The organism is Bradyrhizobium sp. CB3481 (genome assembly GCF_029714305.1).
Taxonomy (GTDB): Bacteria; Pseudomonadota; Alphaproteobacteria; order Rhizobiales; family Xanthobacteraceae; genus Bradyrhizobium.
In genome coordinates, this window is the sequence record NZ_CP121647.1 from 1,711,342 (window position 1) to 1,729,409 (window position 18,068).

General features: G+C 64.0%; 12 protein-coding genes. 5 read left to right on the top strand and 7 right to left on the bottom strand.

Features of this window, described 5'->3' with window-relative positions; translation table 11 throughout:
- Nucleotides 1-76: 76 nt before the first annotated feature.
- Complete coding sequence (locus QA643_RS08245; protein ID WP_283032694.1) at nt 77-1,051, top strand: NAD(P)-dependent oxidoreductase; 975 nt, start codon at nt 77-79, stop codon at nt 1,049-1,051.
- Between the two features lie 26 nt (nt 1,052-1,077).
- Here QA643_RS08245 and QA643_RS08250 read toward each other — a convergent pair whose 3' ends face one another.
- From QA643_RS08250 to QA643_RS08260, 3 genes are all read right to left on the bottom strand, one after another.
- Complete coding sequence (locus QA643_RS08250; protein ID WP_283032695.1) at nt 1,078-3,105, bottom strand: hypothetical protein; 2,028 nt, start codon at nt 3,103-3,105, stop codon at nt 1,078-1,080.
- A 38-nt stretch (nt 3,106-3,143) separates the two neighbouring features.
- A complete protein-coding gene (locus tag QA643_RS08255; protein WP_283032696.1) occupies nt 3,144-4,370 on the bottom strand; it encodes a phosphatase PAP2 family protein in 1,227 nt (408 codons plus the stop codon).
- Nucleotides 4,371-4,489: 119 nt separating this feature from the next.
- Nucleotides 4,490-6,415: an adenylate/guanylate cyclase domain-containing protein gene (locus QA643_RS08260; RefSeq protein ID WP_283032697.1), complete on the bottom strand. Its 1,926-nt coding sequence runs from the start codon at nt 6,413-6,415 to the stop codon at nt 4,490-4,492.
- Between the two features lie 320 nt (nt 6,416-6,735).
- Between QA643_RS08260 and QA643_RS08265 the strand changes: the two genes are divergently transcribed.
- Entirely contained in the window at nt 6,736-8,037 is a 1,302-nt protein-coding gene (locus tag QA643_RS08265; RefSeq protein ID WP_283032698.1) for an MFS transporter, read from the top strand.
- 4 nt (nt 8,038-8,041) lie between these two features.
- Here QA643_RS08265 and QA643_RS08270 read toward each other — a convergent pair whose 3' ends face one another.
- Nucleotides 8,042-9,106 carry a M23 family metallopeptidase gene (locus tag QA643_RS08270; RefSeq protein WP_283032699.1) on the bottom strand — a complete coding sequence of 355 codons (1,065 nt, stop codon included), beginning with the start codon at nt 9,104-9,106 and terminating at the stop codon, nt 8,042-8,044.
- 24 nt (nt 9,107-9,130) lie between these two features.
- Entirely contained in the window at nt 9,131-9,742 is a 612-nt protein-coding gene (locus tag QA643_RS08275) for a TetR/AcrR family transcriptional regulator (RefSeq protein ID WP_283032700.1), read from the bottom strand.
- 114 nt (nt 9,743-9,856) lie between these two features.
- Here QA643_RS08275 and QA643_RS08280 point away from each other — a divergent pair, with 114 nt between their 5' ends.
- Together QA643_RS08280 and QA643_RS08285 are read left to right on the top strand one after the other, a co-directional pair.
- Nucleotides 9,857-11,089 carry a cytochrome P450 gene (locus QA643_RS08280; protein ID WP_283032701.1) on the top strand — a complete coding sequence of 411 codons (1,233 nt, stop codon included), beginning with the start codon at nt 9,857-9,859 and terminating at the stop codon, nt 11,087-11,089.
- Between the two features lie 199 nt (nt 11,090-11,288).
- Nucleotides 11,289-14,924, top strand: coding sequence for an AsmA-like C-terminal region-containing protein (locus tag QA643_RS08285; RefSeq protein WP_283032702.1), 3,636 nt, complete (start codon nt 11,289-11,291; stop codon nt 14,922-14,924).
- Between the two features lie 30 nt (nt 14,925-14,954).
- Here QA643_RS08285 and QA643_RS08290 read toward each other — a convergent pair whose 3' ends face one another.
- Both QA643_RS08290 and QA643_RS08295 read right to left on the bottom strand, forming a co-directional pair.
- Nucleotides 14,955-15,332, bottom strand: coding sequence for a PRC-barrel domain-containing protein (locus tag QA643_RS08290; protein WP_283032703.1), 378 nt, complete (start codon nt 15,330-15,332; stop codon nt 14,955-14,957).
- A 157-nt stretch (nt 15,333-15,489) separates the two neighbouring features.
- Nucleotides 15,490-17,067 (bottom strand): ABC-F family ATP-binding cassette domain-containing protein, encoded by a 1,578-nt coding sequence (locus tag QA643_RS08295; protein WP_283032704.1) that lies wholly within the window; start codon nt 17,065-17,067, stop codon nt 15,490-15,492.
- Between the two features lie 269 nt (nt 17,068-17,336).
- Here QA643_RS08295 and QA643_RS08300 point away from each other — a divergent pair, with 269 nt between their 5' ends.
- Complete coding sequence (locus QA643_RS08300; RefSeq protein WP_283032705.1) at nt 17,337-17,906, top strand: tetratricopeptide repeat protein; 570 nt, start codon at nt 17,337-17,339, stop codon at nt 17,904-17,906.
- Nucleotides 17,907-18,068 lie beyond the last annotated feature (162 nt).

Consider the following 18,068-nt stretch of genomic DNA (forward strand, 5'->3'; position numbering starts at 1 on the left):
GCATGCAGCAGCGGCCTCGCCGTAGATGGGCCGCCGCCACGCCGTACATGTCGGACTAACAGGGAGGCCTCCAGCGTTGAAAGTTCTGCTGACCCACACGCCGCATTCCCGCGCGCGATATTACGGCGCGCGCGCCCTGAGCGGCCTGCAGGCCATCGCAGAGGTGAAGCTGCATGAAGCTGGCGATGCGCTTGACGCCGCCGGCCTCATCGCCGCTGCGCGCGATGTCGATATCATCGTCGCCGACCGCCTCACCGCCGGGCCGGGCAAGATATTTGCGGCGCTGCCGAACTTGCGCGCCTTCGTCCGCTGCGCGGTCGATATCCGCAACATCGATGTCGACGCCGCATCCGCCGCCGGCATCCTGGTGACGCGGGCAGGTCCTGGCTTCGTTCAGTCGGTCGCCGAGCTCGCGCTCGGCTTCATGGTCGACCTGTCGCGCGGCGTCTCGCGCGCCACCGCCGATTATCATGCCGCGCGCAAGCCGGACGTGATCATGGGCCGGCAACTGGCCGGCAGCCGCCTCGGCATCATCGGTTATGGCAGCATCGGCCGTTATCTCGTCGAGATCGCCAAGGTGCTGGGCATGGAGGTGCTGGTCGCCGATCCCTATGCGACCGTGAGCGACACGGAGATTGCGCATGTCACGCTCGACGATCTCCTGACGCGCGCCGATTACGTCGTCTGCCTCGCAGTCGCCAATGAGGAAACCGAGAACCTGATCGGGCAGGCGGCGCTGGCACGCATGCAGCCGCATGCCTTCTTTATCAACCTGTCGCGCGGCAACCTCGTCGACGAGGCCGCGCTGGCGGCCGCCTTGCGCGAGAACCGCATCGCCGGCGCCGCGATGGATGTCGGCCGCGCGCTCGACCAGATGCCGACGCCCGAGCTGGCACAACTGCCGAACGTCATCGCCACGCCCCATATCGGCGGCCTGACGCCGCCGGCAATCGAGAGCCAGGCGCTGGAGACCGTCCGGCAGGTGGAGGAGATCGTCGCGAACAGGGTGCCGGTGGGAGCGGTGAATGCCGGGCGGTGGAGGCGGAGGTAATTGTCGCGCGACGCCCAGCGCGCGCCCTATGGTGGGTCTACATTGCCGCGCCCCCGTTTTTGTTTCTCTCTTATCGTGCTCGGGGGGTGCTGCGCCGCTGGGATCGGCGGATCCGCCACGTGCCGCGCCAGTTGCGGGGCGGCGGCGCTGGTGCCTTTGAGCCGGAATACGGCACCGCTTCGGTTGCCGCCGGCGCGTATGCCTCCAAGCGCATAGGATTCATCGCAAGGCAACACGACATCGGGACCAACGCGGAGCGGCGAGGCAGGAGCATCGCGCGCAGGGCCAGCCGATGAGTAGGCCGACTTGCGCTGGTTTGCGATAACGAAGCCACCGGCGACGTGAATTCTCGCGCGTTTGGCGCTAGCAATTCCATTGAGCGTGCCGAAGCGCTTGATCAGCGAACTGGCTTTGTCGAATTCCCCGCCGGAATATTTGCAACTGGCGCTGGCCGAATGCCGCTGTTCCCAGTTCGGATCGACGAAATATGAACGCTTGGCGCGCGTGCGCACGCCCATGTTGGGATCACTGCGCGCGACATAGGCATGGACGTGCGCGTTGACGCCAATCTCGGTGATTTTGATTTTCCAGTCGCCATGCTCGGCGATCTCGATGTTGGTCGTGGGGTTCGGTGGGACAATGGTGGGTTCGACCTGAAGCCGCCACATCGTGTTTTCACCCCGGACCACCGGTTCGTCCACGCCCGCCGGCGGAAGAATGGGCGGCGGCTGTGGCGGCGGAGGCGTCGGTTCATAAACAGGAAGTCCGCTGGGCGGCGTAAGGGTGATCTTTGCATCCAGAGCGGCTGCAGTCTCCATCCATATCTCTGCAAAGCAGAGCACCGAGTTGTCAGGAGGGAGGCGCCAGACCCATTCCACGGAGTCGGGGTCTGCAGCAGTGCGTCTAGTGAAGCTAACGTGTCCCTCGCTGAAATAGGCGTTTCCCGCCGCCAGAACGATTTCAAGCTTGGGTTTTCCCTGAGTGCCGTCGAACTGCGCGATCAGCGCGTTCAATTGTTCTTCCAGTAGCGCTGTGCCGTCGTGCGGTCCTGTGGTTGGCCCATAGCTGAGGTTGACAATCACTCTCTTGGTCACGTTCGGCTTGGCAAATGACAGGATGTACTGGATACCTTCGACGACATAGTCCTTGAGCCAAACTCCGGTTGCATCACGGATGCACTCGTCCGAGAACTGCACGAACACAACGTCCGCATTGGCGGCAAGATCGACGCCCGGTTTCCAACTCGGCGGATCGCGCCGCTTACGCGCGGGACCGACACGTGAAGAGGTCGGGATCCGTCCCGCGAACACGTCGATCACGTGTCCGCCATGAGACGCCCGGCGCGCAAGAGTGGTAAAACCGGCGTCCGCGTAACAGCCATCCTCGTCGATGACGTGCGATGGGCTCGAATGCATTTCGATCCATTCATTGAGTCCGATCTGAGTGGACCCTGAAGGGAGATCGCGCCGGTATTCGACACCGAAGCCGAAATCGGACGGCTCCTGCCCGAATTTCTGATTCGCGCTGATCGTGACCGGTTGCTTGTCTCTGTTCTGATCCCAGATGCCCCGCACTCGTGTAGTATGACTGCCGTTTGCCCCGGTTGCGAGAAATTGCGCGGCGGCGAACGGGCAGCCATCGTCAAGAACACCGATCAGAAGTTCTTTGGCTCCTTCGAAGCGTGGGGTGATGGCTCTTAACTTCGTGAAATCCTCTAATGATGAAGTTTTCAGCGGAAGCGACAGTTCGACCCTGCTGACTAAGTCGTTCCAGATTGTGATGGCGTCATTGTCGAGTACGGCCCGCTTGCTGGCGCGCATCGTGACATACCGAGTAGCATCGACGTGGGGGAAATGGTCGCGGAACTGAGGGCCGAGCGCCGCGTCGAACCTGGCCATTTTTCTTGCAAATTCTGCAACTTTCTCGGCTTGAAAGAGCTCTACAAGGAGGAGCAGCGCAAACTGCTCCTCGTCGAAGGCTTCGAAATTCCTGAAGTCGGTCGAGATCGCATAGCGCAAGTATGGTTCATAGCAATCTGGGTATTGTTCGAGCATGGAACGATCTCCGCTGCGCGTATATCGGCAGGCTTCCTTTAAACCGGGACAGGAACTCCAAATTTTCCGTACCACTCCGCCTCCGCTTTCCCCCATACGTAATTCATCAAAGAGGACTGAGTTACGTTTACTCCCATGGATTCAGAGTAGAATGGAGCTTGGTCGAGGTCCTGGCTCAGGAATGTGGACGTGGTCGGGCCGGTGTTGAACGGATTGAAATCCGTGGTGGCATGGCCATCAATTCCCCCAGCAAGGAACTTTCGGCTCATGAATTTTTGCTGACCAGTGCAACGCCCGACAAAGTACTCGCCCAGTGCTACGCCCAACATGCGTCCCGCCATGCTGTCGACAGGGAAATGGACGCCCGCTACAACACGGTTGGTTGCGATGCGTGCCGCCTGGCGGTTCAACTGTTCGGTCACCGTTGGGTATCCCGAGCTTGGCGGAGTGGTTTGCGGATTGAGTCTCAGAAGCGATTTTAGCACATGCGCGACTGCATGGACCTGCGTGGCGTGTCCGCTCGGGAATGATCCATGCCCTGGGGTGGTGATCATCGGCTGAATCTCGGCGTTGTATTCGACCGGTCGCCAGCATGCCAAGGCATGCTTGAATCGCATCTCGACATACACGCAGAATTGCAACACCATGTTGATGAGTTCGAACGTGCGCTTGGTTCGGTCGGGATGCATGTAGACGATCGACGACCAGAAGGCATAGGTAGGATCGATCTGAGCCAAGATTTCGGTAGCCCGTTCGTTACGCAGTTCGGCCCAGCTGAGTACCATCGGGATTTGAGCCTCGAACGTCGATTTGTGCGGACGTTCGATTTCTGCGATCAACGTTGGGGAGCCGGAGGGCGATGCGGAAGAGAAGACCTGGAATCCAGTGTCCGTCGCGGGGGTTGTCGCCGTGTTTGTCGTTTTCTGAAAGCTGATGCCCTGCAGCATCTCGCCGATCGCAGTATAAGCGCGAACCCAAGGCTCCCAGCGTTCAATTTCTTTTGGGTCGTCAACGACTGTCGGCAGCTCCGGCGAATAGTAGGCGGTGTCCGGAACGACGATCGTCCCTTCGCGTCCAAGGATCAGCGCGTCCACCATGATCGAATTGGCGTAGGCATCGGCCATCGTGCCGAGGAATGATCCACCTGCGCCACCAGCTCCGCCCGCGCCACCGGCTCCGCCCGCTCCACCGGCACCGCCCGCTCCACCGGCGCCGCCAGCGCCACCGGCTCCGCCCGCACCACCTGCACCGCCCAGTTGAGCCATTCCTGCCTCCTCTGTGAGTAAGTCAGATTTCCGCCAGTAAGCGCCTCACTGTAATTTGTCGGGTCGAGATCATGCCGAGTGTGTGCTGCTTCACATGAGCGGGATATTTTTCTCCAGGATCAATGCCGGTTCGAATTGCCGTTTCCGGAAGGTAGGCCGGCCATCGCCAGGCAGCACGCCCAGCGCCGACCGATTTCAAGCGCCGCATTCGGAATACGCGCAAGATATCGCTCCACGGTCAATTGTGGCTCGAGCTGTCGCAGCTTTGCGAGCGCCTCGCGCGCCTCATCCATCCGGTCCTGCGCGACGAGCGAGATCGTCAGCGCCCGCCATGTCGAAGAATGCATGCGGTGGAGCACAAGCGACGAGCGGGCGAGCCGTTCGGCGTTCTCATATTGCTCCGCGGCAAGCTCTGCTGTCGCGCCGAGCGATTCGAAATAGTAACGTTGGGGATCGAGCGGAGAGAGCTCCATCGCACGGCGTGTCGCGTCCACAGCTGCTTTGCCTTCGCCTATGAACGCGTTGACTGTGCCGAGATAGAGCCAGCCGAGCGCGTGGCTGGGGTTAGCGTTCACAGCCTCGTTGCAGCGCTTGCGCGCGGTCTCCAGGTCTTTCAATAAATGACAGTAGACAAATCCTTCGGTCGCCAGCGCCAGCGCATCCGACGGATCCCGGTCAAGCGCGGCGTGAGTTGTGCTCAAGGCCTCGGCCGCCTCACGATTGCGGTCCTGGGACCAGCCACGAGTCACCTGTAGAATGTACCAGTTGCCGAGCCAAGCGCGCGGCGCGGCGATCCGGCTATGCCGGTTAATCAATTCGTCAAGGATCTTGCGCGTCTGGAGAAACTCCTCCTTGCTGGAGCGATGCATCAGCTTGATGCTGCCAAGCAGCAGCGAATAGCTTTCGAGGGTCGGGAGCGGTTGGGTCAGAATGTGTTCGACTTCGGCGTCGAGTACGGACAAATGCACTGTTTGGGCGATACGATTCGCCAGTTCGCTTTCAGGCCTCAACAGATCGCCAACCTCGCCGTTCAGGCGGTCGGTCCATACCACCTGCTTGTTGCGCGCTTCGGAGAGCTCGGCGGTCACCAGGAGCTTGCCTTCATCCGCAACATACGCGCCGCTGAGAACATAAGTGGCGCCGAGGTGCGCCGACACTTCTCCGACATCGTCGACACGTCCGCGGAACACGGCGGTCGAGAGGCGTGAAATCACCTTCAAGTCCGCAGCCTTCGACAATCGCCAGATCACGCTGTCGGCGATCAGGTTGCCGACATCGAAAAGTGCCGGGCTGTCGCTTCGTGCAGAGAAGGGGATCACGGCAATGGTCGGCTGCATGGCCGTGCCATAGTCGCGACGCCGGGTCAGGCTTGAAACTTGACTGGGCGGGCCAACGCGGTAGGCCCGGACCGGCTTGTCAAAATGCTTGAGAATGCATTCACCAAGATCTTCACACGACGCATCGACCCCGTGCGTAAGCTCATCTCGCGCTGTGGCACTGCCGATGGTCTCGCCGGGCTCTGCTAGGCTTGCCAGGGCGGCTGCGAGTTGCTCGTGCGCTGACGCGCTGGCAATCGTCTCGCCCGGACCTGCCAGCGTCGCCAGCCGTGCCGCTAGATTTACGCCGGTTCCGTAGATGTCGATCCCGTCGCTCCACGCCATTGCGGCGTTGATTCCGGCGCGCAGGTTGAAATGCTGATCTTCGGGCAGACCGATGTTCTGAGCCGCAAGTGCCCGATGCATGGCCGCTGCGGCGTCGGCAGCCTCGGGCACGGTCTCGAAACGTGCCAAAAGGCCATCGCCCAAGCTTTTCACCAAGACCCCGCGATAGCGCGGCAGTATCTCAGTACTGACGATTCCGACAAAATCGGCCCATCGGCGAACGGTGAACGCTTCGTGCTCTCGCATGAGCCGCACCGATTCCACGAGATCGACCAGCAGCACGACGGTCTCTTGACGCACGAGTGCAACGCCAGCGCCAGGTACAACAAATCGCCCGGTCGGAACGGCTTGTTCCTCACCTTCGCCCACCGTTTCGTCGTTCATGCCAAATTCTCGATTTCGGGCGATACATCTTAGATGGTATGCAACATCACGCAAGTGCGGCTAAAAAAACAGCGGACCAAGAAGTGCCGGTCATGACGGGGCTACTCCACACGCAAGGCGATCGAGAGCGCTTCGCAATTTAAAAGCGATCAAATGCCGAAATGCGGGATCGGGTTGTGCATCGAAGCCGCTTCCAAATACGGTCGGAAGGAATGTACGTATCATTCTGCGCCACGGATGCGAAAGTGACGACCGATCAGACTGTTGCCGAGAAATCGAAACCACCGACACATCGAAGCAAATTGCAAACAACCTTCCCCATGCGTCTTCCCTTCTTCTACGGCTGGCTGATCGTTGCGGTGACGTTCGTCACCATGGCGATCGGCGTCAATGCGCGCACCGCGTTCTCGCTGTTCTATCCGCCGATCATCGGGGAATTCGGCTGGGACCGCGGCGTCACTGCGGGCGCGTTTTCGTTCGGTTTCGTGGCTTCCGGCGTTGCCTCTCCGCTGATCGGCCGCATGATGGATCGCCTGGGCCCGCGTGCGGTGATGGAGCTTGGCGTGGCGCTGATGGGTGGCGGCCTGTTGCTTGCGCCGCTGACGACGCAGCCCTGGCATCTTTATCTCAGTATCGGCGTGCTGGTCGGCGCGGGCAGCGTGTGCCTCGGCTATTCCGGCCAATCGTTCTTCCTGCCGAACTGGTTCGTTCGCCGCCGCGGGCTCGCGATGGGGCTGGCCTTTGCCGGCGTCGGCATCGGTTCGGTGACGTTGCTGCCGTGGGTGCAGCACATGATCGAAGGGGCCGGCTGGCGCACCGCCTGCACCGCGATGGGCATTGTCGTGTTCGCCGTCCTCGCGCCGATCAACCTTCTCTTGCGCAAGCGCCCCGAGGACATCGATCTGTTGCCGGATGGCGACGCGGCGCCCTCGGCGACGTCGGCCGCGCCTCGCTCGAACGTCGTCGATCCCGTCTGGGCCGCTACCGACTGGACGCTGGCCCTCGCGCTGCGCACCGCGCGCTTCTGGTGGATCTCGCTCGGCTATTTCTGCGGCCTCTATGTCTGGTACGCGGTGCAGGTGCACCAGACCAAGTTTCTGCTCGACGTCGGCTTCAGCGCCAATGTCGCGGTCTGGGCGCTCGGCGTCGTCAGCCTGCTCGGCATTCCCGGCCAGATCTGGCTCGGCCATCTCTCCGACCGGATCGGGCGCGAATGGATCTGGGCGATCAGCTGCGCCGGTTTTGCGATCTGCTTTGCGGCGCTGATCGCGCTGAAATTCGCGCCGGTGCTACCGCTGGTCTATCTCATGATCTTCACGCAGGGCGCGCTCGGCTACGGCCTGACATCGATCATGGGCGCGGTGGTGCTGGAGATATTTCAGGGCAAGCACTATGGCAGCATCTTTGGCACGATCATGCTGGCGGCGCTGGCCGGCGGCGCGGCAGGGCCGTGGGCGACCGGTTGGCTGTACGACCTTTCGGGCAGCTATACGATCGCCTTTGCGATCGGCGTTGCCGTCAGCTTCCTGTCGGCGATCGCGATCTGGCGGGCTTCGCCCGGAAAGGTGAGGGCGGTGGCCGGGCAGATGCACAGGGTGCAGGCTGCGCGCGCCGAGGGCTAACCGTTCAGCGCGGGCGCGCTTCGACGTCGAACGTCTTTCGCAGCACTTCCGAGCCGTCTCTCGTCACGCGGTACATCGCGATATATCGGCCCACCGGCCATGCCGCCTCGGTCCGCTTCTTTCCGGCGATGACGAGAAACTGCGCCTTGTCGCGATCGAGCGCGGGAAGGTTGTTGGTGACGAAAGCGCCGGCAGGGCCTTGCACCGCAAGCGACTGCTGGTCGCCGGCCTGCAGGCCGATGACCCTGACATAGGCGACAAAGGCATCCGAGCCCGGTGTCACGGGATGCTTGTCGACCTCGCCGGATTCGACCTGCTCCATCGTGGGTGCGAGTGCGGCAAAGCCGAAGTCAATGACCTCGCGCGGCCTGTACTGCATCTGCTCGGCAAGGGAAGTGGCCCACAGCGATCGGCCGCCGCCGCAGGAGTTCTCCGCCGCGCCATAGGCAAACGGGTCCACGGCCTTGCCGCGATAGCGCACGGCGAAATGCAGGTGAAAGAATTCGGTATCGCCGGACAGGCCGACGAGGCCGATCGGCTGCCCCGTCGTCGCGGCATCGCCGACCTTGAGGCGGACGCTGCCCTTGGCCAGGTGGCAATATTGCGTAGCCCAATCGTCGTCATGCTTGATGAGCGCGCCGTTGCCGCATTCCTTGCCGGCGATGCTGGCCTTGCCCGCCGTCCGGATCGAGACGTCGTCCATGTCGTTGCGCATACCGATGACGCGGCCAGGCGCCGCGGCGAGCACCGCCACGCCCTGCTTCTGGATTTCCTGATTCCGGATCCGGATGTCGGTGCCGTCATGGCCGTCATAGCTGCGCCGGCCGCAAGCGTAATCGCGGACCCTGTCTGATACATCGTGGTCGACATAGTTCTGCACGAAGCAGCTCACGCCCAGCTGGCATTTGATCGGCAGCGCGAGCGAGATCGTCTCACTGGCCCAGGCGCCGATCGCTCCGGATAGCAACAGCAATATCGGAAACAGGTATTTCAGGCGCGACCATCCGAACGCAGCAAGGCGATACTCAAGCTTGGCACGTAGAATGTGTCGAATATCCGGTGCCGGCATTTGCCCGCCATCGCGATGCTTGTATCAGGCCGCTGAAATCCCCATAGCCCGCTGCAAATCGCCGATGGCCCGGAAAAAGCTGTCGGGCGAGGTGGTCTCCGGATCGATCAGGCGGTGCAGGCGAAAACCATCCTCCAGCGCCAGCACCAGCGCGCCCGCCCAGGTCGGATTGAGAATGGTGGTGCGGCCGCTGTTCCTCGCCGTGGTCTCGATGATGTCGGTGACCAGCTTGCGCCGCGCGCGCAGCCGCTTGGCAAGTTCCGGGCGGCGCTTCTCGGCGCGCGCGACGAACAGGATCATTTCCATGTGCAGGAGAGGCGAGCGCCCGAGCGGGTCCTGCTGCCCGAGGTTCATGCTTTTCAACGCGTCGAGGAAGTCGGGAAGGTTCTTGTGCCTGTCGAGCAGATCGCGGATGCGCCCGATCGATTGCTCGACATGATCCTCGAGCATGGCGATGATCAGCTCGTCCTTGCTCCTGAAATTCGAATAGAACGCCCCTCGGGTGAAGCCGGCTGCCGCCGCAATCGCTTCGATACTGGCGCTGCCGATCCCCTGTTCCTCGAACACACGCGCCGCCGCCTCGAACAGCTTGTCGCGAGTATCGTCCCTGGTGGGTCTGGTTCGCAGCCTTGACATTCGGGCAGTTTAGGCGAGAATGCAACTCAATACAACAATGTATCGAATTTCGATCGACGACCGGCCCCCGGGGGAAACGCGCTGCACGGCGCACAGCAACCAATTGAGGTCACCATGAACGAGTATGTTCAGGCAGCCGGCAGCGCGCCGCTCTTCAACCCGCTGGACCCGGAATTCATCCGCAATCCCTATCCGCATTACGAGCGGATGCGCGCCGTCGATCCGGTGCACCTGACGCCGCTCGGCATGTATGTCTGCAGCCGCCACGCCGAGGCGAGCCTGGTGCTGCGCGACAAGCGGTTCGGCAAGGACTACGTCGAGCGCACCATCCGCCGCTACGGCCCGAAGATCATGGACGAGCCGGTGTTCCGCAGCATGAGCCACTGGATGCTGCAGCAGGACCCGCCGGACCATACCCGCCTGCGCGGGCTGGTGGTAAAGGCCTTCACTGCACGCCGGGTCGAGGACATGCGCCCGCGCATCCAGCAGGTCGTCGACGAGACGCTCGACCGCATCATCCCGCAAGGCAGGATGGACCTGATCGAGGATTTCGCCTTCCGCCTGCCGGTCACCATCATCTGCGATATGCTCGGCATTCCCGAAGAGCATCGCGAAGCATTTTATGCCGGCTCGCGCGACGGCGGGCGGCTGCTCGATCCCGTGCCGCTGTCGGCGGAGGAGATCAAGCAGGGCAACGCCGGCAATGCGATGGTGGCGATGTATTTCCAGCAGCTGTTCGAGCTCAGGCGCAAGTACCCCGGCGATGACCTGACCACGCAGCTGGTGCAGGCCGAAGAGGACGGCTCCAAGCTCACCAATGAAGAGTTGACCGCCAACATCATCCTGTTGTTCGGGGCGGGCCACGAGACGACCGTCAATCTGATCGGCAACGGCCTCTTGGCGCTCTATCGCAATCCGGACCAGCTTGCGCTGCTCAAGGCGAAGCCGGAGTTGATCACCAACGCCATCGAGGAATTTTTGCGCTACGATTCCTCGGTGCAGCTCACCGGCCGGGTGGCGCTGGAAGATATCGACGATCTCGGCGGCAGGCGGATTCCGAAGGGCGAGAGCGTGCTGTGCCTGCTCGGCTCGGCCAACCATGACCCGGCGGTTTACCCTGACCACCCGGAGCGGCTCGACATCGTCAGGCCCAATGTGAAGCCGCTGTCCTTTGGCGGCGGCATCCATTTCTGCCTCGGGGCCCAGCTGGCCCGGCTCGAGGCCGAGGTCGCGATCTCGACCCTGCTGCGTCGGATCCCCGACCTGCGGCTGGATGACGCTGTCAATGCGGAATGGCGTCCGACTTTCGTGTTACGTGGCCTCAAGCGCCTGCCGGCAAGCTGGTAATGGCTTGAAACGCCGACGCGGCGCTTTTGAGTCGCCAGCGCCCGTGGCTGGAGCAGGGCGGAGGTCCTGTCAGGATGCCGCTGTGACTTCGCCACACTTCTCTCTATATTCCGGGCTGCTCCGGGGATATTCCGGGCTGCTCCGGGGCCGGGTTCGGCGTGGCGCGGCCGGCGCCGGGGGCGGTTCAAGAGGAGACACCGTGCAGACGACGCTGCTCGGCCTGGCAATCGCCTTCATCATTGCGCTGATTGCCGCGCTCGTCGGGCCATATTTCATCGACTGGAACCAGTTCCGGCCGCAGTTCGAGGCCGAGGCGACGCGCGTCCTCGGGGCGCCGGTGCGTGTCGGCGGCAAACTCGATGCGCGCCTGCTGCCGGCGCCGTCGCTGCAACTGCATTCGGTCGTGGTAGGTGGCGCCAACGACCTCGGCAAGGTTCGCGCCGACAAGCTCGACGTCGAGTTCAGCCTCGGCTCGCTGATGCGTGGCGAGGTGCGCGCTACCGAGCTGACGATCAACCGCATGTCGCTCGATCTCGGCCTCGACGCCAGGGGCCGGATCGACTGGCCGGCATCGGCCGGGACGTTCAACCTGGGTTCGCTGGCCATCGACCGGCTCAATCTCACCGGCCGCATCGCGCTGCACGATGCGGCGAGCCGCTCCACGCTCGAGCTGAACGACATCGCGTTTTCCGGCGACGTGCGCTCGCTCGCCGGTTCGATCCGCGGCGACGGCAATTTCATGTTTTCAGGGATGCGCTACCCGTTTCGCGTCTCCTCAGGCCAGGGGCCCGACGGCAACGGCACCCGCGTCCACCTCAACATCGATCCGGGCCAGCGCGCCATTGCGATCGATCTCGACGGCCTCCTGAGTTTCGATGCCCGCGCGCCGCGCTTCGAAGGTGCGATGACGCTGGCCACGCCTGCGCCTCAGAAGGGCAAGGCCGACGAGCAGCCGTGGCGGATGGCCGCGAAGATCAAGGCCGATTATTCGGCCGCGCGGCTCGACCAGCTCGAGGTGAGCTATGGCGCCGAGGAACGGGCGCTGAAACTTTCCGGCAGCGGCGACGTCCGCTTCGGCGCATCCCCACTGCTCCGCGCAGCGCTGGCGGCGCGTCAGCTCGATGCCGACAGGTTCGTCGCCAGGGAAAATGCCCAGGACAATGCCGCTGAGCCGGTCCGGGCGCTGCCGGCGTTCCAGGCGCTGAACGCCGCCATTCCGCATCTGCCGATGCCAGCACAGATCGAGCTCGCATCCGAGCAGGTCATGCTGGGTGGACGCCCGCTGCAGGACATTGCGGTCGAGCTGCAAGGCGATGCCAGATCCTGGCGCGTCCACCGGCTGGAATTCCGCGCGCCCGGCGCGACTCGGGTTTCGCTCAGCGAAGCAGCAGCGAAGAGCGACGCACCCGATAGCTTCAAGGCGGCGCTGAGCGTCGATTCCTCCGATCCCGACGCGCTCCTGACCTGGCTACAGGGCCGTAGCGACAGCGCCTATCGCAGCCAGAAGCCGCTTCGCCTGCGCGGCGATATCACCGTGGCGCCGGAAGGCTTTGCGATCGAGACCATGAAGGCCGACATCGACGGCGGCACGGTCGAGGGGCAGGTGACGATGGCGCGCCGACAAGCCGATCGCGGCTTCCGCGTCGATGCCGACCTGAAATCGGAACGCCTCGATCTCGATGCGGCCACCGCGTTCGTCCGCACGCTGGCCGGACCGCAAGGCGAGTGGCCGGACGAGGGCAAGCTCTCGCTCGATGTCGGCCGCGCCATTTCCTCCGGCCAGGAGCTCAGCCCGCTGCTCGCCAAACTTGCCTATTCGCCGGCGAAGATATCGCTCGAGCAATTCAAGATTGGCCAGCTCGAAAACGTGACGCTGGATGCCGCCGGCAATTTCGACCGCGTTGAGGCAACCGGCTGGCTCGCCCTCAATTCGAGCGCCGCCTCGCTCAGCCGGTTGACCAGCCTGATCGTTCCCGTTTCGCCGGCGCTTGCCGCGCGGCTCAATGCCATGGGGACCAGCCCGGGCCCGGCGCGCTTGAAGCTGGCGCTCGACCTCACCAAAAATGCCGCGCAGTCCGACCGCGTCTTGGCCCGCGCCGTCGCCGATCTCGATGCGCCGCTGCTCAAGGGCGGCATCACGATCACCGGCCGACCGGCCGTCGCGGCGATCCAGGGCCTCGACCTTGCGGCGCTCGGACGCGGCGAAGTCTGGATCGATGCGAAACTGTCGTCCGAGCAGGGGCGCGCCTTGCTTACCTTGCTCGGCGTCGACCGCGTCGTCTCGGCCGGCGATGGTCCCGCGCAGTTCGATGGTACCGCGACGGGCGCATGGGGCGCGCCGCTGCGGCTCAAGGCTAAGGTCTCGGCATCCGGTCTCGATGCCGAGGCGGAAGGCTCCGCCGAGCCGTGGGCAGCGGAGGCGAAGGCCAATCTCGGCCTGAAGGTGCGTAGCGCCAATTTCGGCCCGCTGCTCGATCTCAAGCCGCAGGACACGCTGGCGCAGAACATTGGGCTGTCCGCGCGCGTGCAGCTTGCCGGCAACAAGCTGACCTTCGACGATCTCGACAGCAACCTCAGCGGTTCGCGGCTGCGCGGCCGCATGGCGGTGACGCTCGGCGAGGAAAAGGAGATCGAAGGCGAAATCGGCGCCGAACAGCTCGCGCTGGCGCCGGCCTTCGCGCTGGCGCTCGGCGCCGCCGGACATGATGCCGCCGAGCCGCTCGGCACCGGGCTCGTAAAGGGCTGGCGCGGCAAGGTCGCGTTTCAGGCGTTGCGTGGCCTGCTTCCCGGCGGCAGCGAGTTGCAGCCGTTCAGCGGCACGGTCAGGAGCGACGGCCAGTCGCTGACCTTCGACGCCATCACCGGCAAGATCGGTGGCGGCGAGGTCAGCGCCAGCATCGATGCAAGGCCGGGCGCGAACGGCATCGGCCTGAATGCGAGCGTGCAGTTTACCGGCGTGGATGGAGCGGCGCTACGCTATCGCAACCTTGCGATGCCCGCCGGAAAGGCATCGCTGCAGATGACGCTGACGAGCCAGGGCCGCAGCGCGCAAGCGCTCGCCGGCGCACTGTCCGGCAGCGGGACGTTGACGCTGGAGGCGGCCAGGATCGCAGGGCTCGATCCGCGCGCCTTCGAAGTGGCGGTCCGCGCCAATGACACCGGGCAGGCCAAGGACGATGTTCGCTTGAAGCAGATCGTCGAATCCACTTTGCCGGCCGGCGCGCTTGCGATTCCTTCCGCGCAAATTCCCTTCACCATCCGCGACGGCCGGCTTCGCGTCGGGGCGACGGCGCTCGATGGCAATGGCGTGCGCGCCACCGTCTCCGGCGGTTATGATATTGCCGCCGATCAGGCCGATATCCGCGCCGCGCTCTCTCTGACGATGACGACGGGGCGTCCGGAGATTCAACTGCTCGCGGTCGGCACGCCGGACGCGCTCACCCGCAGCGTCGACGTGGCGCCATTGTCCTCGTGGCTGGCGGTGCGCGCGATCGATCACGAAACCAAGCGGCTCGATGCGATCGAGCGCGGCGAGCCGCCGCCGGCCGCGCCGCCGCCGATCGTGCTGCCCGCGGACGGCCAATTGCCGATCCCGGAGGTGGCGCCCGCGCCGGCGGCCCAGAAGGGCGGCCGCGATCGGCGGCCTCCGGCGAAGAAGGCGGCCACGCCGCGTCCGCCCACCGTGAACGCACCAGCCGCGCCGGTTGCCGGCGCGCCACAGGTGGCGCCGCTGCCGCCGCCGATCACCGTCCGGCCCGCACCAGGCGCTGCGAAACCTCGTCCGCCGCTGGCGCTGACCCCGCAGGTCGGCAATCCGCCGCAGCGCTCGAATTAGAGCGTGCAATCAGAATCGGTTGCCCGAGCGCTAGAGACCACCACGTCCTTCCCAGTACGTGGGTATCCCGTAGTGTCGGTGAGTACGCATTTCCCAATCTCGATCCTGCCATGAGTCATCGCTGAACTCAGGCGCATCCCTCAGCTGTTGCTCGGTGATAGTGGTGCGAAAACCACCAAGCGACGTGTCATAGGTCAGAGCGCTCCACGGAATGGGGTAATGGCTGTGGCCCAACCCGACAAAACCGCCAAAGCTCATGACGGCATAGGCGACGCGACCCGACACCTTGTCGATGATGAGGTGATCAATCTCGCCGATATTCTTTCCGCCTGCTCCATAAACTTCGGTTCCATGAATGTCTTCGCTTGAGATGCATTGATGATCTGGGTGAGCTGTTGCGCGGGCCATGGCTGACTCCCTTCACAAATGGATTTGGTCGAATTAACTCGGCCGCTACGCCGGTCGTTCCTGCAGCCGAGAACATTTCACGGCCTGGCCAAAGGCTCTGATTGCGGCGCCGCGGTTGATGCCTGTTCTTCACGTCGCGGGGCTTATGCGTGCTGGCCTAGCCAAGCATGATCTCCCTCTCGATCCCGATCGCCCGCAGAAACGTCTCGTCGTGGCTGACCACGATCAGCGCGCCGTCGAATCCTTTCAGCGCGCCTTCCAGCTCCTCGATCGAGGCGAGGTCGAGATGGTTGGTCGGCTCGTCGAGCAGCAACAGAAACGGCGGTTGCGGTCGGGCGAAGACGCAGGCGAGGCCGGCGCGCAGCCGCTCGCCACCGCTGAGGGTCCCGGCGATCTGCAGCGCTGCGCGGTTGCGGAACGCAAACCGCGCCAGCGCCGCATGGGCCTCGTTGGCCATAAGTTCCGGATTCAGGTAGCGCAGGTTGTCGAGAATGCTTCGCGCGGGATCGAGCAGGCCGACATGCTGGTCGAGCACGGCAATGCGGTCGGTGAAGCGGCTGATCTCGCCGCTCGCCGGTTTCTCCTCGCCGGTGATCAGGCTGAACAATGTCGTTTTGCCGGAGCCGTTGGCGCCGCGGATGGCGATCCGCTCGGGTCCGCGCACCTCGAATGACAGCGGCCCGAACAGATGCCGCTCCCCGAAATTCATCACGACGTCGTTGAATGCGATCAGTTCGCGGCCGCCGGGCAGATCGGTGCGCGGCAGATCGATCGAGAGCGGCGTCAGGATCTCGACCTGCGCCCTGGCGGTTTCCACCGCCTCGATGCGATCGCCGAGCAGGCGGGCGGCGAGGTGGCTGTCGCGCGCGGCGCTGTTCTCGGCGCGCTCCTTCTCGCGGTCCATGAACATCTTGTCCTCGACGCCCTTGGCGCGCCAGGCGCGGCCGGCCTTGTCGCGACGGGCTTTCTTCTCGCGCCCCTTCTGCAGTGCGCGTTCGGTGTTGCGCAGGGCATCGGAGGCGCGGTCGAGCTCACCGGCGGCGCGGGCGCGGGCTGCCGCGCGCGCTTCCGCGAACGCCGGCCACGCACCGCCGAAGATGGTGACGCCGACCGGCGTCAGCTCGACGATGCGGTCGACGTGCTCGAGAAGCGCGCGGTCGTGGCTGGCGAGGAGGACGCCGCCGCGCCAGCGCGCCAGCAATTCGGCCACGGCCTGCCGCCCGTCGGTATCGAGATTGTTGGTCGGCTCATCCAGCAGCAGCACGTCCGGCGCCTCGATCAGCAGGCGGGCCAGCGCGACGCGGGTTCGCTCGCCGCCGCTGAGCGAAGCGATCGGTCGCTGTAGCGGCAAGGATGGCAGCCCCACTTCGGCCAGCGCCACCTGTATCCGCGTTGCCAGCGTCCAGTCCGCCTCGGCCGCATCATCGAGCGAACCTTCGCCGCGTTCGAGCCGGTGCAGCCGGGCGAGGCCGCTGGCAACGCCGAGCGCCTCGCCAACCGTCAATCGTTCGTCGGCCAGTTGCGCCAGCACACCGATCGAACCTATGCGCTGCACCGATCCGCCAGCGGGTTCGATCTCACCGGCGATCAGGCGCAGCAATGTGGATTTGCCGCTGCCGTTGCGGCCGACGAGGCCCGTGCGCTCGCCGCCGACGGCGAGCGTCAATCCATCGAACAGCTTGCGTCCGTCAGGCGTGGCGAGGGAGATGGAATCCAGGACGAGAAGAGCGGGCATGGAGAGCGTTTTCCGAAAATGAACCGAAATCGCGGGGCATGGTCAGCTTTGCGAGGTCCATTTCTCTCTCCAGGGGCTCGGCGACGAAGTTCTTCGGCCGGTTCCGCCGGTTGGGACCGGCGGCGGCTGCAACTTAAATAGGCGTTGGCCTCATTCGCGTCCAGCGTATCGTGCGGTGCTTCCGGCGGCGGGAATAGTTTGGGCAGGGCGGGGTCTCTACCTGCGGCTGGACCGTGGAATTAACTCACGCAGGAAAACCGGAGGTTCGCATGATGAAATCGGCAATCAAGCTCGCGACGCTCGCACTGTTTTCGATGGCCCTGGTCGTTCCGCTACCCGTTCCGGCTTTCGCCGCGGGTGGCGGCGGTGATCCGCCATCGGCCGCCCCGCCGCCGCCCTCGTCGGGAGCCAAGTCGACGACCAAAGCCAAGAAGAAGCCGGCCAAACAGTCGAGTGCCGACGATGATGCATTCCGGCAGGGATACCGTGCCGCGCATGCGACGATCTATGAGCGCGGCGATTATGCCGCCGCCATCGATCAGCTCAAGGCGCTGGGCCATGACGACAACGCCGGCGTCGCCAACCTGATCGGTTATTCCTATCGCAAGCTCGGCGACTACAAACTGTCGCAGACCTGGTACGAGCGCGCGCTGAAGGCGGACCCGAACCATGTGCTGACCTGGCAGTATTACGGGCTGTGGCAGATCGAGCAGGGCAATCGCGACCAGGCGGCGTATCATCTCACGCGGATCGCGGCGATTTGCGGCACCAGCTGTGAGGAGTATCGCTCGCTCGCCGCGGCGCTGGAAAAGCCGCCCGGCACGGGGCTCGTCTACTAAAGCGCGATGGGATTTGGATGAACCGTCATCGCGCTTTAGGTCTTTGTTTGAGCATGATCTTTTCGGAAAACCGCTTCACAATTTTCCGGATCATGCTCTAGCGATTAGCGAAGAAACAGGCGGGCGCGCAGGCGGCGCGCTCGCCTCGATCGAACCTTGAGC

Coding starts and splice junctions, on each gene's coding strand:
- QA643_RS08250 (WP_283032695.1), bottom strand. CDS start 3,105: ATGCTCGAACAATACCCAGATTGCTATGAACCATACTTGCGCTATGCG.
- QA643_RS08255 (WP_283032696.1), bottom strand. CDS start 4,370: ATGGCTCAACTGGGCGGTGCAGGTGGTGCGGGCGGAGCCGGTGGCGCT.
- QA643_RS08260 (WP_283032697.1), bottom strand. CDS start 6,415: ATGAACGACGAAACGGTGGGCGAAGGTGAGGAACAAGCCGTTCCGACC.
- QA643_RS08265 (WP_283032698.1), top strand. CDS start 6,736: ATGCGTCTTCCCTTCTTCTACGGCTGGCTGATCGTTGCGGTGACGTTC.
- QA643_RS08270 (WP_283032699.1), bottom strand. CDS start 9,106: ATGCCGGCACCGGATATTCGACACATTCTACGTGCCAAGCTTGAGTAT.
- QA643_RS08275 (WP_283032700.1), bottom strand. CDS start 9,742: ATGTCAAGGCTGCGAACCAGACCCACCAGGGACGATACTCGCGACAAG.
- QA643_RS08280 (WP_283032701.1), top strand. CDS start 9,857: ATGAACGAGTATGTTCAGGCAGCCGGCAGCGCGCCGCTCTTCAACCCG.
- QA643_RS08290 (WP_283032703.1), bottom strand. CDS start 15,332: ATGGCCCGCGCAACAGCTCACCCAGATCATCAATGCATCTCAAGCGAA.
- QA643_RS08295 (WP_283032704.1), bottom strand. CDS start 17,067: ATGCCCGCTCTTCTCGTCCTGGATTCCATCTCCCTCGCCACGCCTGAC.
- QA643_RS08300 (WP_283032705.1), top strand. CDS start 17,337: ATGATGAAATCGGCAATCAAGCTCGCGACGCTCGCACTGTTTTCGATG.